Raw genomic sequence first — 24,483 nt, 5'->3', positions numbered from 1 at the left:
TCATTCAACTGGAGGCTGCCATGGCTCGTTCCATAACGTTCACGGTCAACGGTCCTGTCGATACACTCATCAAAATCGAGGAATTGTTGGATGGCACGCTCCGCTTCGATGTGCAATTGCTAGGCGCTGGCCTGATCACTGACCTACGCGGCCTCTTTTTCGACCTTGCAGGCGTGGACGCCTCGACTGCTGGCCTGTCCGTGACCGGCATCGATGGTAGCGAGCACTTCATCGGTCAGAGCGTCTTCGGTGAAGAAAACGTGGACAGCGTCCGCGGGGACATCAACGTCAAAGGCGCCGTCGCGCGTGAACAAGGGCAATTCGACGTAGGTATCGAGTTCGGGACATCAGGCCTCGGCAGGGACGACATCGATTCGGCGCGCTTCATTCTCTCGGCCGATGACCCCCTCTCGCTCGACAGCCTCGACCTCGCGGATTTTGGTCTGCGCTATATCACGGCCGGCAATGCATCCAAACGCAGCGACGGCACCAAGATCGCCGGGGATGCCAGCGGTGTGGCACGCAACGACGCCTGGGAGGTGGATGAAAACGCGGCCGGCACCATCGACCTGCTGGCAAACGACACCAATGGCGTGCAGCCCGACGGTACTCGCAAGACCGTGATCAGCGTCATTGATGCCGAGGGCGATCTCGACCCCGTCAGTGGCGGCTTTCAGCGAACGGTCGAGATCGGTGGACTCGTACTGGGTACGCTCTTCGTCAGCGATGACGGTTTTGCAACCTTCACGGCGGATGGCGCCGACGTGGACAAGCTGGCCCATGACGACATCCGCACCTGGTCCTTCACCTATGAGACCCAATCCAGCGAAGGCAATCTCGCCACGGCCGACGTGGTGCTGACGATCGATGGTCAGAACGATCAGCCCATTGCCTTCGACGTAGCCCTGACCGTCGACGAGGACGATGCGTTCGATACGGTTCAGAGCAGCCAGTTCGACCCGCTGACCGGAGACGGCGTGACCGGCAACTTCGTCGGCACCGACATCGATATCGGCGACGTCCTGACCTTCGAGATCATCTCGGCGCCGACCGATGCCTTCGGCAATCAATATGGTGAAGTCGTCAACAACGGTGACGGAACCTTCACCTTCAACCCCAAGGACGAATTCCAGTTCCTCGATGCCGGCGAGTCACGCGCTGTCACCTTTCAATATGTCGCCATCGACGACAGCGGAGTCGGCAACTCGCCCAGCGGCACGGAAGAGAGCGATACGTCCGTACCGGCAACGATCACCGTCACGGTCACAGGTTCGGACGATGCGCCTGTGGGCTTCTCCGATGAGTTGCTTTTCGAGACCCAAGACCAATCAATGTTCGGCACCGGGGAGGCGCTCATCCTTCAGCCGGAACTGCCCTTCTTCGGTTTCGACACGGGCACACAGAACCTCAGCGCCCAAATCGTTCCCAGCTATACCTTCGAGGGTGATGTCCTGAGCGGTATCCTCAATGGAATCGAGGCACTGGCGGACTTCTTCGCCGGACTCTTCGGTGAAGATGTCGAGCTTCCCGACTCGATCATCACACCCGGTGTTTCCACCCAGGGTTCATTCGCCGCCAAGGTCGGACTCCAACCCTATTTCTACTTCACATCGGGCGATGTCGATAGCCAGATCCCCGTCGACGTCTACTTCGAAGTACCACGCCAGGTCGAGAACGGCGAGACCTTCAGCATCTCCAGCGTCTATTCGGTCGATGGCGGAGCCACCTTCAACACCATGTCGCCCAATGTGAATTTCGGCATGGATTTCGTATTCGATCTCGATACCGATCTCGATTTGCTGCTCACGGCCTCAACCTTTGGTGGCGGCTCCACGATCGACGTCTGGGATATCGACACCGGTAATATCGCTGGTTTCAATGGGGTCCAGGGCGAGCCAGGCTTCAATATTTTCGACTTCTCAGCCGAGGATGACCTCGAAACCTCGATAGACCTGGCCGGTCTTGCAACCCTGGATTTGAACTTCCCGGTCATCGAAACCACGGGGACGCCGGATCCAGTGGGATCCAATACACTGACGAGCGAAGGCGAGGACGATGTGGCCGTGCTCGACATCGACGTGGACGCCGTGGTCGCGCAGTTGATAGAGGCAGCTACCGGCGTGCCGATCACTTTCGGCGAAAGCGACAGCTTTGGACTGAACATCGACATCGCCGGCGCTGGCGTGAACCTGTTGTCCTTCGAATATACTTGGGATCTCGTTGCCGCGAACCTGATCACGACACTGAAAGCGATCCAGGAATTCTCGCTGGAGGTCATGGATCTGCCGCTCATGGCCATGCTCGAAGATGGATCGACCATCACCGGGTTCTCACTTGGAGACGCTATCACCATCGACACACCCGATGACAGCACGTTCGATGCGGATATCGACGGGGACGCCGATGGACTGATCGACTTCGGCGTCGCGGTGGACATGGACGCAGTTTTCTCGAATCTATCCTATCTAGGACTCGATCTCGATTTCTTCGTCGGACTTCTGCGCCTGCAGGGCGGCATCACGTCCGACTTCTTCAGTGGACCCAGCGTCAGCCTCTTCGATGGCCTCATCCCATCGGTCGACGGCAACAACGACGGTTTCCTGTGGGGCAACACCTTCTCGCTGCTCGATAACGTACCGCTCGCCACACTGTTCGACGAAGAATTTCCGATCGAGGGCTGGAACACGGCCACCACGGATACGAACATGTATTTCGACGTGGCTTGAAACGCCGTACTCCGCGATCCCCCGGCCTTCAGGGGCCGGGCTCCGCTCTCAGGCGCCTGCATGACGTTCAAATCAACCCATTCTCACGCGCATAGTTCGCCAGCGCCACCCGCCCCCTGACCCCGAGCTTGCCATAGACGTTGTGCAGATGGATCTTCACCGTCCCCAGACTGATGTGGAGCTGCTCGGCGATCTCGCGATTGCTGATTCCACTGGCGACTTGCCGCACCAGCTCGATCTCGCGCGGCGTCAGGGAGGCCAGCTCGGGCTTCGCGTCCAACCCTCGACAGAGCAGACGGTCCAGGGCGCGACTGACCGAGCGTTTTTCGAACCACTCCTCGCCGGCGTAGACCTTCCGGATACACTGGATCAGCAAGGCCGGCGCCATGTGCTTGAGGAGAATGCCACGCACACCAAGCCGCATGGACTCGAGCGCTTCGTCTCGATTGAGTTCGGCGGTGAGCAACACGATCTTAGTCGGGATGTCGTGCTCTTCGCGTAGTTTTCGCATCACGCCCAGACCATCGAGACCGGGCATCTTGAGGTCGAGCAGCAGGATATCCGGTCGATGATGCCGGACGGCCGTCAAAGCCTGTTCGCCATTGATGCACGAAGCCAGGATGGCGAAATCGGACGACGTGGAAAAGAGGTATTCGAGCCCCCTCAGGATGAGACCATGATCATCGGCTAGAACCAGGCTGATGGGCATCCCAGGCTCCTACCCGAAACAGGGCTTATCGCTTTGAAGAAACAACGGCCGTATGCGGCCAACGCACTCCCATCGCATGTCTAGCACGACACGCAGACAAACGAAAGCAGCGCTGATAGCCAGAGACTACCAGCGCTGCTTTCATAAGCCAAGACCTCGAACGCTACCTATCGCTAGACGGCTTACGCCGAGTGAGCGACGCGAGGGCTGAATTCGCCCAACGAGCGATCGAGTATCTGATGCCTTACTGCCAGCCGAGACCGACCGAGAAGACGACCGCGTGGACGGCGATGGCCAGAACCAGCAGGGCGTAGAAGATGGGCATCAGCCAGGTAGCCGGGTTCACGACCAGCCAGATCTTCCAATCGTCTTCGGGGTTACGCGGCTTTGCGACGTTGCTCATTGCATTGACCTCTGTGAAGAAGGTTTAAAACCGTTTTACCACCAAGGATTGGCGGCGATGACGAACAGGTGAGCCAGAGCGGCCAGACCGACGAACGCGGTGTAGGTCGTCTTGAACTGCTCGTGGAATTCTTTGGCTTGCTGATCGGTCAGACCGGAAAGACTTGCCATGGACTTGGTCTCCATTGTGGGTTTGGCGCTACCGCCGCCCTTGGTTTGGGCAACTGGTTTCTTCTGTTCAGCCACTGAGTTGATGACTCCGAAGGAAATCGAAACTACCGCCTTCGTGACGCGCGGATGGAGGCGCGAATCGCGTTCAACGCTGCCTCAAGCCTCACTCGAACGGCTGACGCTTGGTTCAAGGGGTTCCGCTGCTCGGCAGGTGTCATCTTAGCTTGACACCGAACAATGTCAACAGGAATTTACAAAAATTGTGCGCGGGTCGCGCTCAGGGAATCCCGAGCCACTTGTGTGTCTGGAGACTCAGACGCCAGCGCGGATGGGCCTTGCAGTAGTCGACGGCCAGACGGGTGTTGGCGACGCGATGCGGGCCGTCCATGGGTTGCAGGAAGAAATGGCGGAAATCCAGCCCCGCGAAGCGCTCGGGTTCCAGACCGGGCTGCGGATAGATCAGCTTGAGTTCGTCACCTAGGATCAATACCGTGGTTGTGCCCGCCTTGGGGCTGACGCAGATCCAGTCGAGACCGGGCGGCGCCGGACGGGTGCCGTTGGTCTCGACGGCGACCTCGAAGCCTAGCCCGTGCAGCGCATCGATCAGGGGTGCGTCGAGTTGCAGCAGCGGCTCGCCGCCGGTGCAAACGACATAGGGTCGACCGCTCGCATCCGCTTCGGCCGACCAGAGGGTATAGAGGTGTTTGGCCAGTTCGTCGGCATCGCGATAGCGTCCGCCGCCCTCGCCGTCCGTGCCGCGAAAGTCGGTGTCGCAGAAACGGCAGAGGGCGCGATCGCGATCCTGCTCGCGACCCGACCAGAGGTTGCAGCCGCTGAAGCGGCAGAACACTGCCGCGCGTCCGGTCTGAGCGCCCTCTCCTTGCAGACTGTAGAAGCTTTCCTTGACCCAGTAGCTCATGTCGGCAGCGCCGGACCCAGTTCGCCCCAGCACAACGAAGCGCCGCAACCAGGCGTCGGTTGCAGATCGATACGGTCGAGTTCGGGCAGATCGTCGCGGATGCGCTCACGAATCCACTGGGTCAGACTCCCCGGATCAGCCGACTCCAGCCCGTCGAGCGCATCGAGCCGATGATGGTCGAGCCGGTCATAGAGCGGTTTGAACAACCGCTTGACGTCGCCATAGTCGACCGTCCAGCCGAGCACCTGATCGAGCGGCGCGGTCAGATGCAGCCGCAACAGATAGCTGTGTCCATGCAGACGCCGACGCGCATCGCCCTCGGGCGCCCGATCCAGACGCAGCGCGGCCTCGAAGCGCTGTTCCTTCCAGATGCGATAGTGAGTCCCGTCGAAATGACAGCCGGCAGTCGCCGTCTCGTAGACCGTGACCCAGGACAGCGCCGGTAGTTCGGGCTTGAGCCGTGCCCAGATCCAGCGTGCCAACAGCTCGCTGGTCGGATTCTGCAGACCGGGGATGTCGTTGAGACAGACCTGATGCAGCTCAGCGTACAGCGGCGCCCAGAGCGCGGCCAGCCGGTCGAAGTCGATGCCCATGTCCTCGCCGTCCAGATCCTGATCGGCGTGGAGGATGACCTCGAAGCCGTGGCCATGCATCCGCCCGCAGGGATGGCCTTCGGGGACGTTCGGCAGCCGATGCGCCGACTCGAAGCGGAAACGGCGCCAGAGATGGGCGTGATCGGCGCCGTCGAGATCCGCGCCCTGATCGCGCGTGCTCTGGATGCCGACGGAGGCGATGCCGGGCACGTCGAGCCGGTCGCGCACCCAGCGCGCCAGATTCTCGTCGGTCGGGATTGGCAGGACGGTGTTGAGATCGCGATAGTCGAGCGGCTCGACACAGCGCGCGAGCGCGGCCTGGAGGTCGTCGCTCTCGGCGCCCGGAAAGCCGGCCCAGCCCGACGGCGGCTCGGCGCGCACCCGCGCCAGGAAGCTGTGACCATGCAGACGCCGGCAGCGATGTCCCTCGGGCAGGATGTCGACCCGACACGCGGCCTCGAAGGGGACGGCGGCGAGATGGAAGAGTCGGGTATTCATGCACCCACCTCGAAGCGAGTCAGGAGCGGATCGGCGCTGCCCGCCTCGGCAAAGCCCTTGGCACGCAGTCGGCAGGAATCGCAGGCCCCACAGGGGCGACCATCGGGGCCGGGGTCATAGCAGCTGCTGGTCAGCCCATAATCGACCCCGAGCGCCAGCCCGGCACGGATGATCTCGGCCTTGCTCATCTCGATCAGCGGGGCATGGATGCGATAACGCTGACGCCCCTCGACACCGGCGGCCGTAGCCAGATTCGCCAGTGTCTCGAAGGCGGCGATGTACTCGGGACGGCAGTCCGGATAGCCGGAATAGTCGAGCGCATTGACTCCGATGAAGATGTCGCCCGCCTCCAGCACCTCGGCCCAGGCGAGTGCGAACGACAGGAAGACGGTGTTGCGTGCGGGCACATAGGTCACAGGGATGTCATGATCCATTTCGCTCGGATCACGTCCCTTGGGAACGGCGAGATCCGCCGTCAGGGCCGAGCCGCCGAAGCGGCGCAGATCGATCTCGGCGATCACATGCTCGACCACGCCCTGGGATTCGGCCACGCGCGCGGCCGCTTCCAGCTCGACGGCATGACGCTGACCATAGCGGAAGGACAGCGCATAGGGAGCGAAGCCTTGGGCGCGGGCGATGGCGAGCGCCGTGGTCGAATCCAGACCGCCGCTCAACAGGACGACAGCGGGCTTCATCGCCCGACCTCGCGCCCCGGAGCACGCGCGCACTTGGCGTCGACCGCCGGATTGGGCGACACTTTAGCCACCCATCCCTCTCTGGTACAGGAATGATGCAGGAACATCGAATCAAACTCTGGGATCTTCCGACCCGTCTCTTTCATTGGTTGCTGGTGTTACTGGTCGCACTGGCCTTCGTGACCGGACTGACGGGCGGACCCTGGATCGACTGGCACGGCTTGATCGGACTGGCCATCTTCGGATTGATCGTCTTTCGCCTCGTCTGGGGCTTCGTCGGTTCGACCTATGCCCGCTTCGGCCAGTTCGTGCCCGGCCCACGAACGATTCTGACCTATCTGCGCGGACGCTGGCACGGCATGGGGCACAATCCATTGGGGGGACTCTCGGTATTGGTGCTGCTGGCGCTGATGCTGTTCCAGAGCCTGACCGGACTCTTCGCTAACGACGACATCGCCTTCTCAGGACCGCTCAAATCTCTGGTCTCCAGCGAGACGAGCGGCTGGCTCAGCAGTCTGCACCGTCAGGCGATCTGGATCATCGGCGGTTTCGTCGCCCTGCATGTGCTGGCGACACTCTTCCATACCTGGGTGCGGCGTGACAACCTGATCCGGCCCATGATCACGGGCTACAAGATGACGCGCGAGCCGATGGCGCACTCGGCCAGGGGCGGCGGGCCGATCGCCTTCGTTCTGGCGCTCGCCATCGCGGCCGGCGCGGTCTGGATCGCCAATGGCGGACTACTGCCGCCACCGCCTCCCCCACCGCCGGCGGGAAGCGTACCGGATTGGTGAGGAACGAAAAAGGCCGCCCAGTGAATCGAGCGGCCTTTTTCGAGCGATCAGGCGACGTTCGGGGATTACTTGGCCCGATACTTCTCGTGGCACGACTTGCAAGCCGCGCCGACATCGGCGAAGGCGGCCTTGACCGCCTCGGCCTCACCCGTGGCGGCCACTTCAGCCAGCGTGTTGGCCGCACCGACGAACTCTCGTGCGATCTTGCCGACGTCTTCCATGTTCTGGAAGAACTCGGGCTTCACACGGGTCTTGACGTCGCCGACGTTCTTGTCGGTGCCTGGGCCATAGAGCGCGCCCATGCCGGAGTTGGCGATGGCGGCGATGACGTTGGCGGCGGCCTCGACCTGAGCGGCATTGTATTCGCCTTCCAGATTCGCCTTGATCTTGCCCATGTTCCAGCCCATGAATTCGTAGCCGGCCTGACGGGTCTCGATCTGCTCCTCGGGCGAGAGGCCGGCAGCGATAGCGGAGCTGGCGAGGCCAAGGGCCATGAGACCGGCGGCGGTGCTGGCTAGCAGGTGTTTCATCGGGACAATCTCCATTGTTGGTCGATGGATGTGGGTTGATAAAGCTTGAGTCTGGCGCCCTTCATTCCGAAGGAGTGCAGAAGGCCCCTAGATCGGGGCGACACCCAACCGATTCAAGTCGAGAACCGGCAACGGTGTCCGCAGTGTGGCACAGATGGCGCGCAAAAGTTCCAACTCGGCCGCCGCGACCCGACCATCGGCGAGCACCGTGGTGGTCATGGCGCCGAGCAGACGCTGTTTGTCGGCCAGCCGCAAGCGGGCGAGCTTGACGGCGAGACGTTGGCGTCCGGGTCACATCAGACTAGACTGCCCGCAACCAGGATGATAGCGAGCGAAACATGCACGAACTCTCACTCTGTCAGGCGCTCATCGATCAGGTGACAGGCATCGCCCGCGAGCACGGGGCGAGCCGTGTCGATCGCATCCGGCTCAAGGTCGGACCGCTCGCCGGGGTCGAGCCGATGCTGCTCCGGCAGGCCTATCCGCTCGTCGCCGTGGGCACGATTGCCGAGGACGCCGAACTCGTCATCGAGCCGGCCGAGATCCGGGTGCAGTGCAATCTCTGCGGCGCCGAGACCCAGGCGCGGGCGAACCGGCTGCTGTGCGGCGCCTGCGGCGCCTTCCAGACCCGGCTGGTCAGCGGCGACGAACTGCTGCTCGAAAACCTCGAACTCACGATCCCCGATTGATTTCAGGCTTTTTGCCCACTCAATGGTAACAATCTCAATGTCGTCGTTCGCGCCGCCCCATCCGCCCATCTTCGATGTCCACTACGAGGACTTTCAAACCCAGGTCATCGCGGCCTCGTCCGAGCAGCCGATCCTGGTCGATTTCTGGGCCGACTGGTGCGGTCCCTGTCACGCGCTCACGCCGCATCTGAAGCGCGTCGTCGAGGAACACGCGGGGCGTCTGCGACTGGCCAAGGTCGAGGTCGACGAGGGCGAGAACATGCGTCTGGCCGGACACTATCGGGTGCGCGGCTTCCCGACCGTGATCCTGTTCCGGCACGGCGAGGAATGCGGCCGTTTCAGCGGCGCGCGTTCGCGTATCCAGATCAACACATGGCTCCAGGAGCATCTGCCGGAATGAGCGCCAACCCCCGTGTTTCGCGTCGACGCGCTTCCATCTTTGCGGCTCTCTGCTTTGGAATCGCCGGCTCGGCCCAAGCGCTCTCGCTCGTCGTCGAGGACGGCGAGATCGCGGGTGTGTCCGGGCTGGACATCCAGGGCCGACTGTACGACGTCAGCTTCCGGGACGGCGCCTTCAATGCCGTCTATCCGGCCGAACTCAGCGGATACGGGCCGCTGGCGCGCGCGGTCGCCCAGGCGCTGCTCGCCGCCAATCCGTCCATCCAGGCCGCCCCCGGCTGGCAGGCCAATCTGCGACCACGCGGCTGCCAGTCGGCCGATTCCTGCACCATCCTGATCCCGGAGCATTCCGACGGCGCAGCCCCGAATACACGTCTGACTCACGCGGTGGAAGCCATCTACACCAAGGATCGGTTCAGCAAGGTTCCCGAACCGCTCTGGCCGTTCGATGCCTCCACCGACACCCAGTACATGCCGGACATGCTGTACGCCATCATCACGCCGGCCCGTTAGCGCCGCCCGAAACGATTCGGCATGATTTCCGATCCCGATCAACGTCGACGTCTGCTGGAGACCTTCGCCTTTTTGCGCGCCGCTTCGGCCGAGTTCCAGCGCGAATTCTTCGATCAGATCATGCGCGTGCGCCTGCCCGCCGGACAGGCCGTCTGTCAGGCGGGCGCTCAGTGCGCGCATCTGCCGCTGGTGCTCGACGGCACGGCGCGGGTCTATCAGCTCGGTGAGAACGGCCGCGAGATCACGCTCTACCGCGTGCATTCGGGCGAGAGCTGTGTGCTAACCGCCTCCTGTCTGCTCAGCGCGCGCCCCTTTCCGGCCTTCGCCGTATGCGAGACGGAGGTCGAGGCGGTGGTCGTGCAGCCGGCGAGCGTGCGCCGATGGTTGGGGAGCAGCGAGCCGTGGCGCGAATATCTCTTCGGCCTCATCGCCGGCCGGCTGGTCGAGGTCTTCGGCGTGCTCGACGCGGTGCTGTTCCAGCGCCTCGACCAGCGGCTGATCGACCATCTGCTACGCCAGGCCGAGCGCACGGATTCGTCCGAGATCCAGGCGACCCACCAGATACTGGCCGCCGAACTGGGCTCCTCGCGCGAGGTCATCAGCCGGGTGCTCAAGGGGCTGGAGGAGCAGGGGCTACTGCGGGCACGGCGCGGCTGGATCGAACTGCTCGATCGCGCGGAATTGCGACGCCGCACGCAGGACGATTGAAGTCAGGTATGACGCGAAGCTTCAGTGTGACAAAGTCACCGACAGGGTCGGCGGCGACCATTAGAGTGCGTTCCATAGTCAACGTCCAAGCGGCCTCCAGCCGCCCGCACTCGAACGGAGATCCTCACATGACCCAGAACCTCGGCACACTCGATCGCGTCGTCCGTGTCCTCATCGGCCTGGCCCTGGCCTTCTGGGCACTGAACACCCAGAACTGGTTGTTCGGCGCCCTGGCCCTGATCCCATTCGGCACCGCCCTGATCGGCTGGTGCCCGCTCTATCTGCCCCTGAAGCTCAATACCAAGCGGGCCTGATCCATTCTCATGCCCGTTCCGCTCGGAGCGGGCGCTCTCGGAGTCATCATGGAGAACATGTCTCACACTGAACATCGTCTGGCCAATTTTCCCGTCTCCTTCTTCTCGATGATCATGGGGCTGTCGGGATTGACCATCGGTTGGGAGAAGGTCCAGTCGCTCCTGAACCTCGATCTCGGACTCACGCCCTGGCTGCTGGGCGCCACGAGCGCCATCTTCGGCCTGCTCGTGCTGCTCTATACGTTCAAGCTGCTGCTCCATCGCCAGTCGGTGGTCCGCGAGCTGCGCCATCCGGTCAAGATCAACTTCTTCCCGACCATCTCGATGAGCCTGCTGCTGCTGGCCATCGCCTTCCTGCCGGTCTCGTCGGCCGTCAGTGCGCCGCTGTGGATGATCGGCGCCGGACTGCATCTGCTGTTCACGCTCTACATCGTCAGTGTCTGGATCCATCACGAGCATTTCCAGATCCATCACATGAACCCGGCCTGGTTCATCCCAGCGGTCGGTAACGTGCTGGTGCCCATCGCCGGCGTGTCCCTGGGCTATGTCGACCTGTCCTGGTTCTTCTTCAGCATCGGGATCCTGTTCTGGCTGATCCTGCTGGTGATCGTCTTCAACCGGGTGCTCTTCCATCATCCGATCGAGTCGCACCTGATGCCGACGCTCTTCATCCTGATCGCGCCGCCGGCCGTCGGCTTCATCGCCTATCTGAAGCTGGTCGGCGAGTTGGACAGCTTCGGGCGCATCCTCTATTTCGCCGGGCTCTTTTTGACACTCCTGCTGTTCACCCAGATCCGGCGCTTTCTGGGGCTGCGCTTCTTTCTGTCCTGGTGGGCCTATTCGTTTCCGTTGGCCGCCATCGGCATCGCCAGCCTGACCCTGTTCGCCGAGACCGAGCAGGCGTTCTATCTCCAGCTCGGTACGGGACTGGTCACGCTGTTGAGCGGGGTCGTGGTGGTGCTGCTGACACAGACGGCCATGGCGATCGGGCGTCGGGCGATCTGTGTCGCCGAACACGCACCAGCAACGGCGCCGGCGGCGCATCCGCCCGTGAACCCGCCGACGGGCCGTGTCGTCCGCTGGCTGATCGTCATCGCACTGGTGCTGACGTTCGCGGCCGGAGTGTGGCTGGCGATGTCTTTCGCACCGCCCGTTGCGTCGATGTAAGGCGCGACTCACTCCGCGCCTTTGCGCCGCTTGAGCCTGGGCACCGGTCGCCTGGTGTCGATCAGGTGCCATAGGCTCAGGATCGGATGCGGCAGGATCATCCTCGGTCCGGCGTAACGCATCACGGCCCGCACCCGTTCGCGCCGACCGGCCGAGTAGCAGTGTACCTCGCAGCGATTGCAGGCCGGTTTCTCTTCCTGGAAAGGACAGCGCTCCAGCCGACGCCGGGCGTAGTCGAGCAGTCCGGCGCAGTCCTCGCACAGCTCCCGTCGTCCGCCATGATGGTCTCGGCAATAGATCGCCAGCATGGCGGCGATGGTCTTCTGCTCGCGTTCGAGTCGTTGTCCGGATGGCATCGTGGTTCCTCGTCGTGTGTCATGCGGTCCAACATAGATCGCCGGGGCGCATCTTGGCCGATCCGTGATGACAGTCCTTGATCCGCGTCAAGCCCAACGCTGGGCGTCGCTGCATGATCCGCCATGCCTCCCATCGCTCAGACCTGAAGACAGAATGAGAATTCATTGCATTAGCATGGATATTCAAATAGGATAAGAATCATTCTTGTTGCTATTCATTGGTGCATCCCAGATGAATCTTGCTCTCTCACTGCATCCAGGCGATATCGGTGATTCCTTCCCCCCGGCGGCACGGGTCGATCGTTGCAAAGATCAACCGGCGGTCAAGACCTTCCCGCTCGCCATGGCCGGCGAGGGCGAGCGGGTGCGCATCCGGACCCTGCAAGGCGGCAAGGGGTTGGCCAGGCGTCTGACCGAGCTGGGTCTGAATCCAGGCACCGAGGTGCGCATCGTAGCGCGTCAGGGCTGCGGCCTGGTGGTGGCGCGAGGCGAGACGCGTCTGGCGCTCGGGTGCGGCATGGCGGTCAAGATCCTGGTGGAGGCGATCGACGGATGAACACGACACTCAAGGATTTCAAGGCGGGGGACCAAGGGCGCGTGCTCGGTTTTCAGGCCGGCGGCGGAGCCTATCGGCGCAAGCTACTGGCGATGGGGCTGACGCCCGGCGCCGCGCTGGAAGTGATCCGGGTCGCCCCGCTGGGTGATCCGGTCGAGATCCGGGTGCGCGGCACCTCGGTCAGTCTGCGCCGCGACGAGGCGGCGGTACTCGAAATGGAGCGCGCGTGATGAGTCAGGTCGAACCCCAATCCAGGCCGCATTACTGCATCGGCGTCGTCGGCAACCCCAACTGCGGCAAGACGACGCTTTTCAACGCCCTGACCGGCTCGCGTCAGCAGGTCGGCAACTGGTCGGGTGTGACGGTCGAGCGCAAGACCGGACGCTATCGGCTCGGCGAGGCCGAGTTCACCCTGGTCGATCTGCCCGGCACCTATTCGCTCGACGTCTCCGACCCCTCGGTCTCGCTCGACGAGCGCATCGCGCGCGATTTCGTCCATGCGCGCGAGGCCGACGTCATCCTCAACATCCTCGATGCCTCCAGCCTCGAGCGCAACCTCTATCTGACCACCCAGCTCATCGAGATGGGCCGACCGCTGGTGCTGGCGCTCAACATGATGGACGTGGCCGAGTCGCGCGGCCTCCAGATCGACATCGCGGCGCTCTCCAAACGGCTCGGCTGTCCGGTGGTGCCGCTGGTGGCGGCCAATGGTCAGGGACTGCCGGAACTCAAGCAGACCCTGCTGGAACAGGCCAGATACGTCCCAGGCCGCGCCATCGCGCCGCCGGTCCGGATTCCGTTCGGTCCGACGCTGGAAGCAGCGATCAGCGCGCTCGAACCGCGTCTGAGCGCAATTGCTGTCGCTCAAGGCGATCCGCCGCGCTGGCTGGCGGCACGGCTCATCGAGGGCGACGATCTGGCGCGCCAGTTGGCAGGCGCGGCGGTGACGGCGGACGAAGTCCGAGCCCTGCTCGGCGACGAGGCAGACGACGTCGATATCCTGTTCGCCGACGCACGCTATGGCTTCGCGCACGCCGTCACCCAGGCGACCATCCAGCAGTCCGGTCAAGCCTCGCGTTCGCTCTCCGACCGGGTCGACCGGGTGGTGCTCAATCGCGCGCTCGGCCTCCCGATCTTCCTCGCCGTCATGTATCTGATGTTCATGTTCACCATCAACATCGGCGGAGCCTTCATCGACTTCTTCGACATCGCCGCCGGGGCCATCTTCGTCGATGGTACGGCCGAGCTGTTGGGTCGGATCGGCACACCCGAATGGCTGATCATCGGCATTGCCGACGGACTCGGCGGCGGCGTGCAGGTGGTGGCGACCTTCATCCCCATCATCGCCTTCCTCTATCTGTTCATGTCGGTGCTGGAAGACTCGGGCTACATGGCGCGTGCCGCCTTCGTCATGGATCGTTTCATGCGCGCCATCGGCCTGCCGGGCAAGTCGTTCGTACCGTTGCTGGTCGGTTTCGGCTGCAACGTGCCGGCGGTGATGGCGGCGCGTACCCTGGAGAATCCGCGTGACCGTATTTTGACGGTGCTGATGGCGCCCTTCATGTCGTGCGGAGCGCGGCTGCCGGTGTATGCACTTTTTGCCGCCGCCTTCTTCACCGCCGGCGGGCAGAACGTGGTGTTCGCACTCTATCTGATCGGCATTCTCGCCGCCGTGCTGACCGGTTTCATCCTCAAGCGCACGCTGCTCGAAGGTCAGGTCATGCCCTTCGTGATGGAACTGCCGCCCTATCACCTGCCCACGCTCAAGGGCGTGCTGCTGCGCACCTGGGATCGCACCAAGGGCTTTGTCGTGCGAGCGGGTGCGGTGATCGTGCCCATGGTGCTGGTGCTCAACGTGCTCAACACCACGGGCACCGACGGCAGTTTCGGCAACGAGGACAGTGAACAGTCAGTGCTCGCCGCCATCGGGCGCACCATCGCTCCAGCGTTCTCGCCGATGGGGCTGAATGCTGAGAACTGGCCGGCGACGGTCGGCATCTTCACCGGCATCCTGGCCAAGGAAGCCGTGGTCGGTACGCTGGACGCGACCTATTCGGGTCTGGCCGCCGCCGACGCGGGTGATGAGTCAGGCGTCGAAGAGGACGTGCCCTACAGCCTGAGCGCCGGCTTGAACGAGGCGGTGGCGACCATCCCGATCAATCTGGTCGATGCATTGGGCAGTTGGGCCGATCCGCTGGGCTTGGGCGGTGTCGCTGAGACGACCACACCTGAGGCAGCGGCGGAGGAACTGGAGGTCGGCAGCGGTACCTTCGGCGCCATGGCCGCACGCTTCGACGGCGCGGCCGGGGCCTTCGCCTATCTGCTGTTCATCCTGCTCTATTCGCCCTGTGTCGCCGCGATCGGCGCCATCCAGCGCGAGACCAGCACCGGCTGGGCCGCTTTCGCGGTGCTCTGGACGACGGGACTGGGCTATGTCACGGCGACTGTGTTCTATCAGACCGCGATCTTCAACCGTGATCCGGTCAGCGCCTCGATCTGGATCGGTGTGATGCTTGGGCTGCTGCTCACCGTTGTCATCGGGATGCGTCTCTGGGCAAGGCGCGAGCCGGCGCCCGTCAAACTGGCGGCTGAGGGGGCGGCGTCATGATCGTCAGCGAACTTTCGCGCTATCTGCGCGACAACCGCCGCGCCGCCGTGCGCGATCTGGCCTATCGCTTCGACGCTGAACCGGACGCGCTGCGCGGGATGCTGGAAACGCTGGAGCGCAAGGGGCGGGTGCGTAAGCTCCCGGCCAATACGCCCTGCGCCGGGGGCTGTTGCCAGTGCGATCCGGCGACGGTCGAGATCTATGAGTGGGTTGAGCCGATGAATTGAGCGAACGCGTCTCGGGTCTTGAGTGATCGCGGCTCGGCTCTCGACTTGCCATCGTGCCGTTCCGCTGGCAGAGTCGCGGCACTATGAATCTGTCCTTCGTCGTACTCCTACCCTTCTTCGGCGCGGTCCTGACGGGCTGGGCGTCCCATTTCGGGCGCATGAAGTCCGCCTGGACGGCTGGCGCCGTGACCCTGCTGGCCGTGCTCTGTCTGGCACCGTTTGCACCGACGCCCTTCGCCGGCGAGACGGTGCTGTGGCGTCTGGACTGGATGCCGGCGGTCGGGCTGGATCTGGCCTTCCGGCTCGACGGGCTGGGGCTGCTGTTTGCGTCCATGATCCTGGGCATCGGGCTGCTGGTCATCCTCTATGCCCGCTACTATCTGCCCGAGCGCGATGGGCTGGGACGCTTCTATGCTTATCTGCTGTTCTTCATGGGCTCGATGCTCGGCATCGTGCTGTCGGAGAACGTGATCCTGATGCTGATCTTCTGGGAGCTGACGAGTCTGTCGTCGTTCCTGCTCATCAGCTATTCCTACCGCAAGCCGGAGAGCCGGCGCGGGGCGCGCATGGCGCTCGCGGTCACGGGCATGGGCGGACTGGCGCTGCTCGGCGGTCTGCTGCTGCTCGGCGAGATGGCCGGCAGCTATGACCTCTCGGTGATCCTGACCCAGGGCGAGGCGGTGCGCGCCGACCCGCTCTATACCCCGATGCTGGTGCTGATCCTGCTCGGAGCCTTCACCAAGTCGGCTCAGTTCCCGTTCCATTTCTGGCTGCCGCACGCGATGGCCGCGCCGACGCCGGTCTCGGCCTATCTGCACTCGGCGACCATGGTCAAGGCCGGGATCTTTCTGCTGGCGCGGCTGTTCCCGGTGCTCTCGGGCACGCCGGAATGGAGCTGGCTGGTGATCGGCGCCGGGTTGGCCACGCTCCTGATCGGCGCCGGCGTGGCGCTGTTCAAGCATGACCTCAAAGGGCTGCTGGCCTACTCGACCGTCAGTCATCTGGGACTGATCACGCTCCTGTTCGGACTCGGCACCCCGCTGGCGGCGGTCGCGGGCGTCTTCCACATCTTCAATCACGCCACTTTCAAGGCCTCGCTGTTCATGGCCGCCGGAATCATCGACCACGAGTGCGGCACGCGCGACATGCGCCGTATCAATGGTCTGTGGCGCTTCATGCCCTATACCGCGACCCTGGCGATGGTGGCGGCGGCCTCGATGGCGGGTGTGCCGCTGTTCAACGGCTTTCTGTCGAAAGAGATGTTTTTCGCCGAGACCGCCGATTTCTCGACCGGCTTCGAATACGGCTGGCTGCTGCCCTCACTCGTGGTCGCCTCGGGCGTGATGGCGGTGGCCTATTCGCTGCGCTTCATCCACGACGTCTTCTTCAACGGCGAGCCGGTCGACCTGCCGCGCACCCCGCACGAGCCGCCGTTCTGGATGAAGGCGCCGGCGGCGATCCTGGTGGCCATCTGTCTGCTGGTCGGCATCCTGCCGGCGCTCACGGTCGATCCGATTCTGCGCATGACCGTCGCCAGTGTCCTGCAGGCCCCGCCGCCTGAGTTCGATCTGGCCATCTGGCATGGCTTCGGGCTGCCGGTGGTCATGAGTCTGGTGGCGCTGGTCGGGGGGCTGTCGATCTATGCCGCGCGCCGGCCACTGTTCCGGCTCGCCGCGCGGATGGAGGGCCGGATCGACGCGCGCGCCATGTATGAGTGGCTGCTGGCCGAGTTGATGCTGTTTTCGGGCTGGATCACCCGGCGGCTGGACAACGGCTCGCTGCAACGGCTGGTGCTGGTGCTGCTGCTGACGGTGCTGGTGTTCGGCGTGCTCGGTTTCGTCGGTTCCGGCTCGCCGCTGACCGGAACGCGCGCCATCCTGCCGATCGACGGTGTCAGTCTGACCATGACTGCCGGGCTGATCCTGGTGACGCTGGTGACGGTCGCCCTGCATCGGCGCCGCTTCACGGCGCTGGTGGTGGTCGGCGCACTCGGGCTGCTGGTGGCGCTGATCTTCGTCAAGTTCTCCGCGCCCGATCTGGCCCTGACCCAGCTCTCGGTGGAAATCGTGACCATCGTGCTGCTGCTGCTGGCGCTCTATTTCCTGCCGCAGCGCGGACCGGACGAGTCGAGCGCCGCGCGGCGCTGGCGCGATGGCGTGGTCGCGGGTCTGGCCGGACTCGGCGCCGGTGTCCTGACCTGGACCATCCTCACCCGCCCGCTGGAATCGATCTCGGATTACTTCATCGCCAACAGTCTGCCGGGCGGCGGCGGCTCGAACGTGGTCAATGTCATCCTGGTCGATTTCCGGGGCTTCGATACCCTGGGCGAGATCACAGTGCTGGCGCTCGCCGGACTCGGCATCCATGCCATGCTCTATGGCCTGCGGCTGCCGGGCCTGACACACGATGCCGATGGTCGCCCCTGGAACTGGGACACCCATCCGGCGATCATGGCGGCGCTCGCGCGGCTGCTGCTGCCGCTGGCGCTGCTGGTGTCGATCTTCATCTTCCTGCGCGGACACAATGAGCCGGGCGGCGGGTTCATCGCCGGGCTGATCACGGCGGTGGCGCTCATCATGCAGTATCTGACCAATGGCGTGGCCTGGACCCATCGGCGACTGTCGAGCAACATGCTGCCGCTGATCGGCGCGGGTCTGCTGATCGCGACCCTGACCGGGCTTGGGAGTCTGGTGTTCGGCTACCCTTTCCTGACCTCCAGCTTCACCCATGTGCACTGGCCGATCGTCGGCGATTTCGAGCTGGCCACGGCCATGTTGTTCGACTTGGGCGTCTATCTGGTGGTGGTCGGCGCGACCCTGTTGATCCTGATCCATCTGGGGCTGATGCATCGCGCCACCCATCCCGGAGCGGACGGTTCTCACGCAAACCAGGAGCCGGCCTGACATGGAAGCCCTGATGAGTCTGATCGTCGGTGTGCTGACCGCCGGTGGCGTCTATCTGCTGCTGCGCGCGCGCACCTTCTCGGTGGTGCTGGGCCTGACCCTGCTGACCTATGCGGTCAATCTGTTCCTGTTCGCCAGCGGACGCCTGACCATCGGCGCGCCGCCGATCCTCGATCCCGAGGTGAGTCGCTATACCGATCCCCTGCCCCAGGCGCTGGTGCTCACGGCCATCGTCATCAGCTTCGCCATGACCGCCTTCGTCATCATGCTGGCGCTGCGGGCGCGCGCCGAACTGGGCAACGATCATGTCGACGGTCGGGCGAGTGTCCGTGACAGCCGGGAGTCGGAGACATGAACCATCTCGTCATCGCTCCGCTACTGCTGCCGCTGCTGGTCGGCACCCTGTTGCTGCTGTCGCGGCGGACACTGTCGCTGGCCGCGCGCCGTAGCCTGAATCTGGCGGCGATCCTGGGGCAGATCCTGCTCGCGATCGAGCTGCTGATCCTGGTCGGGGACGGCACCGTCCTCACCTATCATCTGGGCCACTGGCCCGCACCCTGGGGCATCGTGCTGGTGGCCGACCGGCTGGCGGTGTGGATGCTGCTGGTGACGTCACTGCTGGCGTTCTTCGCGCTGCTGCACGCCATGCAGGGCGCCGACACGTGCAGCCGCCATTTCCATCCGCTGTTCCAGCTCCAGTTGTTCGGTCTCAACGGGGCCTTCCTGACCGGGGATCTGTTCAATCTGTTCGTCTTCTTCGAGATCCTGCTGCTGGCTTCCTACGGCCTGCTGGTGCATGGCGGCGGGGCGGCGCGGGTGCGCGCCGGACTGCATTTCGTCGTCATCAATCTGGTCGGCTCGACGCTGTTCCTGTTTGCGGCCGGCGCTTTCTATGGTCTGACCGGCACGCTCAATCTGGCCGATCTGTCGCTGAAGATCGCGCAGCTGCCGCCCGAGGATCTGGGACCGGCGCGGGTGGCGGCGCTGCTGCTGCTGGGGGTGTTCGCGCTCAAGGCGGCGCTGGCGCCTCTGCATCTGTGGCTGCCTTCGGCCTATGCCTCGACCTCGGCGCCGGTGGCGGCACTGTTTGCCATCATGACCAAGGTCGGCGCCTATTCACTGCTTCGCGTCGAGACGCTGCTGTTCGGCGAACAGGCCGGCATCCTGGCCGGGTTCTATGCCGCCTGGCTTTTGCCGCTGGGGCTGCTGACCCTGGCGCTCGGTGCGCTGGGCGCGCTGGCGGCGACCGAGTTGCGCCGGCAGATCGCCTATCTGGTGGTGGTCTCGGTCGGATTGCTGCTGGCCGCGTTCGGACTCGGCAGTCGTGAGGGAATCGCGGCCGGACTCTATTATCTGGTCCATACCACTTTTGCGACGGCGGCCTTCTTCCTGCTGGCGGATCTCATCACGCGCGAGCGCGGCTGGGCGGCCGATCGGCTGGCGCCCGGGCCGGCGCTGCCGAATGCCGGGCTGCTCGGCGGGCTGTTCTTCGTCACGGCACTGCTGGTCGCGGGGCTGCCGCCACTCTCGGGCTTCGTCGGCAAGTTCCTCATCCTGCGCGCGGCGCTTGAGGAATCGGTCTGGCCCTGGATGCTGGCGGTGGTCCTGGTCGGCGGCCTGCTGGGTATCGTCGCCCTGGCACGTTCGGGCAGTCTGCTGTTCTTCCATATCCGGGGCGCCGGCTCGGGCGAACCCACCCATCCGCCACCGGCGAAGGGTCTGCCCGGCGCGTCGCTGCCGACCATCGGGCTGCTCCTGCTGTGTCTGGCGCTGCTGATCGGCTCGGGTCCGGTGCTGGATCTGGCCGAGGCGACCGCTGGACAATTGCTCGATCCGGCCGACTACATCCAGGCGGTGCTCAAACCCGTCGGAATCCAGATCGCCCCCTGGGAGGCCGAGTCATGAGACGCTGGCTGCCGCATCCGATCCTCACGCCGACGCTCGCCCTGATCTGGGTGCTGCTGGCCAACAGTCTCGCGCCCGGCTCCATCCTGCTCGGGCTGCTGCTCGGCTGGCTGATCCCCATCTTCACCCTGCGCTTCTGGCCGGACCCGGCGCCCGTGCGCCGGCCGCTGACCCTGCTGCGTTTCCTGCTGGTGGTGGGATACGACATCCTGGTCGCCAATCTGGCCGTGGCCTGGCTGATCCTGCGCGGCGCCAATCACATCCGACCCGCTTTTGTGGAGGTTCCGCTGGATCTGCGTTCGGAGCTGGGTATCAGTCTGCTGGCCAACACCATCTCGCTCACGCCGGGGACCGTGTCGTCCTGGCTGAGTCCGGACCGACGCATCCTGGTGGTGCAGGGACTGGACGTGGCCGATCCCGAGGCGCTGATCGAGACCATCAAGCGCCGCTACGAGACACCCATCCGCGAGGTCTTCGAGTCATGCTGAACATCGCCGTACTCATCGCCTTTGCCCTGGTGACGGCCGCCATCGGTCTGACCTTCTGGCGCCTGCTGACCGGGCCGGACAGGCCCGACCGCATCCTGGCGCTCGACACGCTGTATGTGAACGCCATCGCGCTCCTGGTGCTCTTGGGGATGCATCTGGACTCGGCGCTCTATTTCGAGGCGGCGATCCTGATCGCCATGATGGGCTTCATTGGAACCGTCGCGCTGTGCAAGTATCTGCTGCGCGGCGACATCATCGAATAGGTGCATGATGCTGGAGATCACGCTGACGGTCCTGATCCTGATCGGGGCCATCTTCACCTTCATCGGCTCGCTGGGACTGGCGCGGATGCCGGATTTCTACACCCGGCTGCATGGACCGACCAAGGCCACGACCATCGGTGTCGGCAGTCTGCTGATCGCGTCCATGATCCATTTCAGCACTCAGGAGGCGGGCCTGAGTTTCCATGAGGTGCTGGTGACGCTGTTTCTCTTCATCACCGCGCCGGTGAGCGCGCATCTGCTGTCCAAGGCGGCGCTGCATCTGCGCACCCGATCGCTGTCCGAGCCGCCGCCGCTGGTCGACGCGACCGATCACGCGGGACGCAACAGCCCTGACTCTTTATCCTGATTGCCATTTATACAACCATTGGCCTAACCGGTCATGGTCAGGCATCCAGTGGCGGCGACGACTGTTTGCAAGAAAAACTATTATCGATTCATTTTCAAATAGCGCAGCAAAAGCAGTGACGCCAGGTAAACTTCCATCGCGCCAGTACATCAGATGGCCATCTGATGCGCGATAAGCATACAACCCATATCCATGACACGTTCGCCAACGACTCAGATCACAAGGGCGATTGACTCGAAGCATCTGTACTTGTGCATCCAGGCTAAGTAATGAGTTGGGTGAGCGAAATACGGCGACTAAAAAGTCTCGCAAGTTTTCCGCTGTGCCTGTAAAAGCTCCAGTGGCGACGCTGGAAGCGTAATTGTGATAAAGAAGATTCTCAGTAGATTCGGCTGGGTCGATTTCGTAGATCGGCTCATCGTCGTGCAATTTACCTGTGATTGCAGAACGAATATCAGAGACCTGAGCAGGCTCAAACAAGCGTTGCGCGAATACCTGCTCTAAGGGTTTCTGTTCAATACTTTCAATTATCGCTCCCAGCAAACAATAACCCAGGTTAGCATAGGCATAGACTTCTCCTGGTGTATGGTCAAGTTGCAAGTTTGCGAGTGTGTCGAGTCGTTGCGGACACCAGGGATCAGCCTGAAGCATTGGGTCGGGAGTAAGATTGCGGTCAAAGCCGGCCGTATGTTCAAGCAGATGCGCAACACGAATCTCGGCGATGTTAGGGTCTCGATAGGGTGCGGCGATCTCAAGACGCTCCACCAAGCGATCAGTCAGCCCCAAGCGTTGTTCAGCAATCAATTGCATGGCGACGGTTGCGGTAAACAGCTTGGTGAGACTGGCATAGCGTAAACGATGTCCAGATGTCAGCCGTTGTGGCCAAACACCTGTCTGCGCCCAACCTGCCGTGCACGCGCCCCGCTCGCCCTGCGTGTTGACCCATGCCAGTTGGAAGCCAAGATAGCCAAGTTCTCGCGCCAAGGCGATCAATTCATGTAAACCGGCAGGAGGAAACGGTTGGCAAGCGTAAGGCATTGGCAGCCGTAGTATCGGCGGGGTGGGGGAGTGAAATGCCAGCCCAAGCACAGCGACCATCAGCAGTGCGAGCAACAGGCGCAAGCGCCACGGGGAGATAGGGTCAGAAGAACCGAACCGCTTAATGTGCATGTCGCAGACGCAAAACCCAGCGGCGCAGACGTGCAAATAAGCCATGCTCATCGATCCAGGCGCTATACGCGGCATATTCAGGGAATCGCATCAGATGCCGTTCTTCGGTCTTTGCACGCAGCCAGTATATTAGAGATACAAACGTCAAACCAGCTAAATTGCGAGCCAAATCAAGACCGCTAGCAACGCCAACAAAAGGAATGGTATGCAACCACCAATAGATGTTTTTTGATAGATAAGCGGGATGACGGCACAAACGATATGGTCCTTGGGCAACCAGTCCGCGCCAAGTCAAATTTGAAAAGCGAAGGCCAAAACTAGCGGTTGATAACCAGTAAATCATCCAGGTTACAGTTACAAGAATTGCCCATAGCCAATAAAGCGGCTCACTCGGCGTGAGCCAGTCTGACCAAATTACGTTGTCGGTCTGCTCGCGGATCAAGTGAAAGAAAAATACCAGCGGCGGATAGCAGATCATACAAACTAACCAACCGCTAAAGGTGTCGTCAGTGCTGCGAACTTCATTGCCTAGCAGCCGACTGGCAAAGATGTAACCACCGCTGGCAATGATGAGATCGAATGCCAGGCCAAACAAAAACAGTCCAGCAACTAGCGTTGTCGGCTCCCAGCGCCAGTTGAAAGCAAGCAGTTGTTCTAAGGTCAGAACCAGGCCGCCATACATGATTGGAATAAAAGCAATTTTCACTGCCCAGGCAAGCAGATAAGGTTTATGCTCTTGGAATTTCCATCGACGTTGGCCTGTCAAAAATTGACCAAAGCTCCACTCGGCATCTTCGAGATCGTGCAAGCGTGTTTCTGCCGAGCGCAAATACCAGGGTAAAAGCAATAAAAGTATAGGCAGTATCAGTAAATAATCGAATAAAAAATAATCAAAAGGTCCAACACCAATTTTGCTCATTGCAAAAGTATAAATTAGCAATATCATTAGCCATAAAGTGAGGCTTAATCGCTTCAGGGTCAGTCGATCGGGATCTGGTGCGCTTACTCCAAAATCGCCACTCACACGCATTCGCCATAGCATTCCTAAGCCGGCTGCCCATGTGAGTGCCATCAATAATCTGGCGGTAATGCCGTACCCCAATGCGTTCGCTAGTCCAGTAAAAATGGCAGTAACGAGGCTGGTGAAAAATACTGCCAACATCCAAAGCGCCAAATGCATGATGCCTCCGAATGCTTCGCTAAATCATCCAAGTCACTAAATAAAAGGCGCCCAAGGGCGCCTTTTCAATCGTGCTCTACTTAATCAAGTAGGACAGTTGGAGGTTTTTAACCACCAGTGCCGCCACCAGCCGCGCCACCAGCCGCACCACCAGCCGCGCCACCAGCCGCGCCACCAGCCGCGCCACCACGGCAATTAGCAGGAAGGAATTTATCATCCAAGCTGCTCGTGCATGTCCATGTAACCGATCCCGTTGCATCAGTCGGTTCAAGTTCAACAGTTTCACCTCTAATGGCAGCATTGGCAGGAGCAGCATTTATAAACGTAATTGTAATAACTCCATTTGCTCCAACTGCTACATTATCGACATATGTTCCACTAATATCCGCAGCATCAGACAATCCTGCTGTCGCATTATCAGTAGGCCAATCACCGGTTGACTGCCATGTTTCAGCAACAGCTATTCTTGCTCCACCGGCTAAGCTCAATGCTTCAGAGACTTGAGCTCTGGCTGTATAATCATTGTAAGCTGGAATTGCAATTGCCGCCAAAATACCAATGATTGCCACCACAATCATGAGTTCGATCAAAGTAAAGCCTTGCTGATACTTTTTCATGTGACATGCTCCGCAA

General features: G+C 62.3%; 30 protein-coding genes. 18 read left to right on the top strand and 12 right to left on the bottom strand.

Annotation, left to right across the window (positions count from 1 at the left end; translation table 11 throughout):
* Positions 1-20 precede the first annotated feature (20 nt).
* On the top strand, positions 21-2,726 hold the full coding sequence (locus HW932_RS09230; protein ID WP_176976199.1) for a VCBS domain-containing protein: 2,706 nt from the start codon (positions 21-23) through the stop codon (positions 2,724-2,726).
* Between the two features lie 67 nt (positions 2,727-2,793).
* Here the strand turns inward: HW932_RS09230 and HW932_RS09225 are convergent, their stop codons facing one another.
* From HW932_RS09225 to queC, 6 genes are all read right to left on the bottom strand, one after another.
* Complete coding sequence (locus HW932_RS09225) at positions 2,794-3,435, bottom strand: response regulator (RefSeq protein WP_176976198.1); 642 nt, start codon at positions 3,433-3,435, stop codon at positions 2,794-2,796.
* A 244-nt stretch (positions 3,436-3,679) separates the two neighbouring features.
* The gene (gene pufA / locus HW932_RS09220; protein ID WP_155448088.1) at positions 3,680-3,838 is read right to left on the bottom strand and encodes a light-harvesting antenna LH1, alpha subunit; all 159 of its coding nucleotides are present in this window, start codon (positions 3,836-3,838) and stop codon (positions 3,680-3,682) included.
* A 35-nt stretch (positions 3,839-3,873) separates the two neighbouring features.
* Positions 3,874-4,008: a light-harvesting antenna LH1, beta subunit gene (pufB, locus tag HW932_RS09215; protein WP_176976365.1), complete on the bottom strand. Its 135-nt coding sequence runs from the start codon at positions 4,006-4,008 to the stop codon at positions 3,874-3,876.
* Between the two features lie 277 nt (positions 4,009-4,285).
* Complete coding sequence (gene queE / locus HW932_RS09210) at positions 4,286-4,927, bottom strand: 7-carboxy-7-deazaguanine synthase (protein ID WP_176976197.1); 642 nt, start codon at positions 4,925-4,927, stop codon at positions 4,286-4,288.
* On the bottom strand, positions 4,924-6,018 hold the full coding sequence (locus tag HW932_RS09205; RefSeq protein WP_176976196.1) for a 6-carboxytetrahydropterin synthase: 1,095 nt from the start codon (positions 6,016-6,018) through the stop codon (positions 4,924-4,926). The genes queE and HW932_RS09205 overlap by 4 nt, the downstream gene beginning before the upstream one ends.
* On the bottom strand, positions 6,015-6,746 hold the full coding sequence (gene queC, locus HW932_RS09200) for a 7-cyano-7-deazaguanine synthase QueC (RefSeq protein WP_343047117.1): 732 nt from the start codon (positions 6,744-6,746) through the stop codon (positions 6,015-6,017). The genes HW932_RS09205 and queC overlap by 4 nt, the downstream gene beginning before the upstream one ends.
* Before the next feature lie 62 nt (positions 6,747-6,808).
* Here queC and HW932_RS09195 point away from each other — a divergent pair, with 62 nt between their 5' ends.
* Entirely contained in the window at positions 6,809-7,507 is a 699-nt protein-coding gene (locus HW932_RS09195) for a cytochrome b/b6 domain-containing protein (protein WP_176976194.1), read from the top strand.
* Between the two features lie 65 nt (positions 7,508-7,572).
* Here the strand turns inward: HW932_RS09195 and HW932_RS09190 are convergent, their stop codons facing one another.
* Positions 7,573-8,037 carry a c-type cytochrome gene (locus HW932_RS09190; RefSeq protein WP_176976193.1) on the bottom strand — a complete coding sequence of 155 codons (465 nt, stop codon included), beginning with the start codon at positions 8,035-8,037 and terminating at the stop codon, positions 7,573-7,575.
* An 87-nt stretch (positions 8,038-8,124) separates the two neighbouring features.
* Positions 8,125-8,292, bottom strand: a complete 168-nt coding sequence (locus tag HW932_RS09185; RefSeq protein WP_176976192.1) for a TerB family tellurite resistance protein — start codon at positions 8,290-8,292, stop codon at positions 8,125-8,127.
* An 83-nt stretch (positions 8,293-8,375) separates the two neighbouring features.
* On the opposite strand from HW932_RS09185, the gene HW932_RS09180 reads away from it, so the two are divergent.
* The 6 genes from HW932_RS09180 to HW932_RS09155 all read left to right on the top strand — a co-directional run bounded on the left by HW932_RS09180 (position 8,376) and on the right by HW932_RS09155 (position 11,827).
* Positions 8,376-8,726 (top strand): hydrogenase maturation nickel metallochaperone HypA/HybF, encoded by a 351-nt coding sequence (locus HW932_RS09180; protein WP_176976191.1) that lies wholly within the window; start codon positions 8,376-8,378, stop codon positions 8,724-8,726.
* 37 nt (positions 8,727-8,763) lie between these two features.
* Positions 8,764-9,126, top strand: coding sequence for a thioredoxin family protein (locus HW932_RS09175; RefSeq protein WP_176976190.1), 363 nt, complete (start codon positions 8,764-8,766; stop codon positions 9,124-9,126).
* Positions 9,123-9,638, top strand: a complete 516-nt coding sequence (locus tag HW932_RS09170) for a hypothetical protein (protein WP_176976189.1) — start codon at positions 9,123-9,125, stop codon at positions 9,636-9,638. The genes HW932_RS09175 and HW932_RS09170 overlap by 4 nt, the downstream gene beginning before the upstream one ends.
* A 21-nt stretch (positions 9,639-9,659) precedes the next feature.
* The gene (locus HW932_RS09165; RefSeq protein WP_176976188.1) at positions 9,660-10,346 is read left to right on the top strand and encodes a Crp/Fnr family transcriptional regulator; all 687 of its coding nucleotides are present in this window, start codon (positions 9,660-9,662) and stop codon (positions 10,344-10,346) included.
* A gap of 128 nt (positions 10,347-10,474) precedes the next feature.
* A complete protein-coding gene (locus HW932_RS09160) occupies positions 10,475-10,660 on the top strand; it encodes a YgaP family membrane protein (protein ID WP_176976187.1) in 186 nt (61 codons plus the stop codon).
* Between the two features lie 57 nt (positions 10,661-10,717).
* Positions 10,718-11,827 (top strand): SLAC1 anion channel family protein, encoded by a 1,110-nt coding sequence (locus tag HW932_RS09155; protein WP_246296745.1) that lies wholly within the window; start codon positions 10,718-10,720, stop codon positions 11,825-11,827.
* 8 nt (positions 11,828-11,835) lie between these two features.
* Here the strand turns inward: HW932_RS09155 and HW932_RS09150 are convergent, their stop codons facing one another.
* Positions 11,836-12,183 (bottom strand): nitrous oxide-stimulated promoter family protein, encoded by a 348-nt coding sequence (locus HW932_RS09150; protein ID WP_176976185.1) that lies wholly within the window; start codon positions 12,181-12,183, stop codon positions 11,836-11,838.
* Between the two features lie 232 nt (positions 12,184-12,415).
* Between HW932_RS09150 and HW932_RS09145 the strand changes: the two genes are divergently transcribed.
* The 10 genes from HW932_RS09145 (at position 12,416) to HW932_RS09100 (ending at position 21,500) form a co-directional block, all read left to right on the top strand.
* Positions 12,416-12,739: a FeoA family protein gene (locus HW932_RS09145; protein WP_176976184.1), complete on the top strand. Its 324-nt coding sequence runs from the start codon at positions 12,416-12,418 to the stop codon at positions 12,737-12,739.
* Entirely contained in the window at positions 12,736-12,969 is a 234-nt protein-coding gene (locus tag HW932_RS09140; protein WP_176976183.1) for a FeoA family protein, read from the top strand. The genes HW932_RS09145 and HW932_RS09140 overlap by 4 nt, the downstream gene beginning before the upstream one ends.
* Positions 12,969-15,347, top strand: coding sequence for a Fe(2+) transporter permease subunit FeoB (gene feoB / locus HW932_RS09135; RefSeq protein WP_176976182.1), 2,379 nt, complete (start codon positions 12,969-12,971; stop codon positions 15,345-15,347). Before HW932_RS09140 ends, feoB begins: the two co-directional genes overlap by 1 nt.
* The gene (locus HW932_RS09130) at positions 15,344-15,574 is read left to right on the top strand and encodes a FeoC-like transcriptional regulator (protein WP_176976181.1); all 231 of its coding nucleotides are present in this window, start codon (positions 15,344-15,346) and stop codon (positions 15,572-15,574) included. Before feoB ends, HW932_RS09130 begins: the two co-directional genes overlap by 4 nt.
* Before the next feature lie 83 nt (positions 15,575-15,657).
* Complete coding sequence (locus tag HW932_RS09125; protein ID WP_176976180.1) at positions 15,658-18,477, top strand: monovalent cation/H+ antiporter subunit A; 2,820 nt, start codon at positions 15,658-15,660, stop codon at positions 18,475-18,477.
* A 1-nt stretch (position 18,478) separates the two neighbouring features.
* The gene (locus tag HW932_RS09120) at positions 18,479-18,832 is read left to right on the top strand and encodes a Na+/H+ antiporter subunit C (RefSeq protein ID WP_176976179.1); all 354 of its coding nucleotides are present in this window, start codon (positions 18,479-18,481) and stop codon (positions 18,830-18,832) included.
* On the top strand, positions 18,829-20,382 hold the full coding sequence (locus HW932_RS09115; protein WP_176976178.1) for a monovalent cation/H+ antiporter subunit D: 1,554 nt from the start codon (positions 18,829-18,831) through the stop codon (positions 20,380-20,382). The genes HW932_RS09120 and HW932_RS09115 overlap by 4 nt, the downstream gene beginning before the upstream one ends.
* Positions 20,379-20,870 carry a Na+/H+ antiporter subunit E gene (locus HW932_RS09110; RefSeq protein WP_176976177.1) on the top strand — a complete coding sequence of 164 codons (492 nt, stop codon included), beginning with the start codon at positions 20,379-20,381 and terminating at the stop codon, positions 20,868-20,870. The genes HW932_RS09115 and HW932_RS09110 overlap by 4 nt, the downstream gene beginning before the upstream one ends.
* Positions 20,864-21,133, top strand: a complete 270-nt coding sequence (locus HW932_RS09105) for a K+/H+ antiporter subunit F (protein WP_176976176.1) — start codon at positions 20,864-20,866, stop codon at positions 21,131-21,133. The genes HW932_RS09110 and HW932_RS09105 overlap by 7 nt, the downstream gene beginning before the upstream one ends.
* A gap of 7 nt (positions 21,134-21,140) precedes the next feature.
* A complete protein-coding gene (locus tag HW932_RS09100; protein WP_176976364.1) occupies positions 21,141-21,500 on the top strand; it encodes a Na+/H+ antiporter subunit G in 360 nt (119 codons plus the stop codon).
* Here HW932_RS09100 and HW932_RS09095 read toward each other — a convergent pair.
* The 3 genes from HW932_RS09095 to HW932_RS09085 all read right to left on the bottom strand — a co-directional run bounded on the left by HW932_RS09095 (position 21,492) and on the right by HW932_RS09085 (position 24,467).
* The gene (locus HW932_RS09095) at positions 21,492-22,715 is read right to left on the bottom strand and encodes a serine hydrolase domain-containing protein (protein ID WP_176976175.1); all 1,224 of its coding nucleotides are present in this window, start codon (positions 22,713-22,715) and stop codon (positions 21,492-21,494) included. The two genes, HW932_RS09100 and HW932_RS09095, sit on opposite strands and share 9 nt — an antisense overlap.
* Complete coding sequence (locus tag HW932_RS09090) at positions 22,660-23,850, bottom strand: methyltransferase family protein (RefSeq protein ID WP_176976174.1); 1,191 nt, start codon at positions 23,848-23,850, stop codon at positions 22,660-22,662. Before HW932_RS09090 ends, HW932_RS09095 begins: the two co-directional genes overlap by 56 nt.
* Before the next feature lie 107 nt (positions 23,851-23,957).
* The gene (locus HW932_RS09085; protein ID WP_176976173.1) at positions 23,958-24,467 is read right to left on the bottom strand and encodes a pilin; all 510 of its coding nucleotides are present in this window, start codon (positions 24,465-24,467) and stop codon (positions 23,958-23,960) included.
* Between the last annotated feature and the right edge of the window lie 16 nt (positions 24,468-24,483).

Source organism: Allochromatium humboldtianum (assembly GCF_013385175.1).
Taxonomy (GTDB): Bacteria; Pseudomonadota; Gammaproteobacteria; order Chromatiales; family Chromatiaceae; genus Thermochromatium; species Thermochromatium humboldtianum.
The sequence above is the reverse complement of the archived record's forward strand: the minus strand, read 5'-3'. Positions and strand labels throughout refer to the sequence as shown.

Bases quoted from the DNA above. Each gene is read 5' to 3' on its own strand.
- HW932_RS09230 (WP_176976199.1), top strand. From the start codon at position 21: ATGGCTCGTTCCATAACGTTCACGGTCAACGGTCCTGTCGATACACTC.
- HW932_RS09225 (WP_176976198.1), bottom strand. From the start codon at position 3,435: ATGCCCATCAGCCTGGTTCTAGCCGATGATCATGGTCTCATCCTGAGG.
- pufA (WP_155448088.1), bottom strand. From the start codon at position 3,838: ATGAGCAACGTCGCAAAGCCGCGTAACCCCGAAGACGATTGGAAGATC.
- pufB (WP_176976365.1), bottom strand. From the start codon at position 4,008: ATGGCAAGTCTTTCCGGTCTGACCGATCAGCAAGCCAAAGAATTCCAC.
- queE (WP_176976197.1), bottom strand. From the start codon at position 4,927: ATGAGCTACTGGGTCAAGGAAAGCTTCTACAGTCTGCAAGGAGAGGGC.
- HW932_RS09205 (WP_176976196.1), bottom strand. From the start codon at position 6,018: ATGAATACCCGACTCTTCCATCTCGCCGCCGTCCCCTTCGAGGCCGCG.
- HW932_RS09195 (WP_176976194.1), top strand. From the start codon at position 6,809: ATGCAGGAACATCGAATCAAACTCTGGGATCTTCCGACCCGTCTCTTT.
- HW932_RS09190 (WP_176976193.1), bottom strand. From the start codon at position 8,037: ATGAAACACCTGCTAGCCAGCACCGCCGCCGGTCTCATGGCCCTTGGC.
- HW932_RS09180 (WP_176976191.1), top strand. From the start codon at position 8,376: ATGCACGAACTCTCACTCTGTCAGGCGCTCATCGATCAGGTGACAGGC.
- HW932_RS09175 (WP_176976190.1), top strand. From the start codon at position 8,764: ATGTCGTCGTTCGCGCCGCCCCATCCGCCCATCTTCGATGTCCACTAC.
- HW932_RS09170 (WP_176976189.1), top strand. From the start codon at position 9,123: ATGAGCGCCAACCCCCGTGTTTCGCGTCGACGCGCTTCCATCTTTGCG.
- HW932_RS09165 (WP_176976188.1), top strand. From the start codon at position 9,660: ATGATTTCCGATCCCGATCAACGTCGACGTCTGCTGGAGACCTTCGCC.
- HW932_RS09160 (WP_176976187.1), top strand. From the start codon at position 10,475: ATGACCCAGAACCTCGGCACACTCGATCGCGTCGTCCGTGTCCTCATC.
- HW932_RS09155 (WP_246296745.1), top strand. From the start codon at position 10,718: ATGTCTCACACTGAACATCGTCTGGCCAATTTTCCCGTCTCCTTCTTC.
- HW932_RS09150 (WP_176976185.1), bottom strand. From the start codon at position 12,183: ATGCCATCCGGACAACGACTCGAACGCGAGCAGAAGACCATCGCCGCC.
- HW932_RS09145 (WP_176976184.1), top strand. From the start codon at position 12,416: ATGAATCTTGCTCTCTCACTGCATCCAGGCGATATCGGTGATTCCTTC.
- HW932_RS09140 (WP_176976183.1), top strand. From the start codon at position 12,736: ATGAACACGACACTCAAGGATTTCAAGGCGGGGGACCAAGGGCGCGTG.
- feoB (WP_176976182.1), top strand. From the start codon at position 12,969: ATGAGTCAGGTCGAACCCCAATCCAGGCCGCATTACTGCATCGGCGTC.
- HW932_RS09130 (WP_176976181.1), top strand. From the start codon at position 15,344: ATGATCGTCAGCGAACTTTCGCGCTATCTGCGCGACAACCGCCGCGCC.
- HW932_RS09125 (WP_176976180.1), top strand. From the start codon at position 15,658: ATGAATCTGTCCTTCGTCGTACTCCTACCCTTCTTCGGCGCGGTCCTG.
- HW932_RS09120 (WP_176976179.1), top strand. From the start codon at position 18,479: ATGGAAGCCCTGATGAGTCTGATCGTCGGTGTGCTGACCGCCGGTGGC.
- HW932_RS09115 (WP_176976178.1), top strand. From the start codon at position 18,829: ATGAACCATCTCGTCATCGCTCCGCTACTGCTGCCGCTGCTGGTCGGC.
- HW932_RS09110 (WP_176976177.1), top strand. From the start codon at position 20,379: ATGAGACGCTGGCTGCCGCATCCGATCCTCACGCCGACGCTCGCCCTG.
- HW932_RS09105 (WP_176976176.1), top strand. From the start codon at position 20,864: ATGCTGAACATCGCCGTACTCATCGCCTTTGCCCTGGTGACGGCCGCC.
- HW932_RS09100 (WP_176976364.1), top strand. From the start codon at position 21,141: ATGCTGGAGATCACGCTGACGGTCCTGATCCTGATCGGGGCCATCTTC.
- HW932_RS09095 (WP_176976175.1), bottom strand. From the start codon at position 22,715: ATGGCTTATTTGCACGTCTGCGCCGCTGGGTTTTGCGTCTGCGACATG.
- HW932_RS09090 (WP_176976174.1), bottom strand. From the start codon at position 23,850: ATGCATTTGGCGCTTTGGATGTTGGCAGTATTTTTCACCAGCCTCGTT.
- HW932_RS09085 (WP_176976173.1), bottom strand. From the start codon at position 24,467: ATGAAAAAGTATCAGCAAGGCTTTACTTTGATCGAACTCATGATTGTG.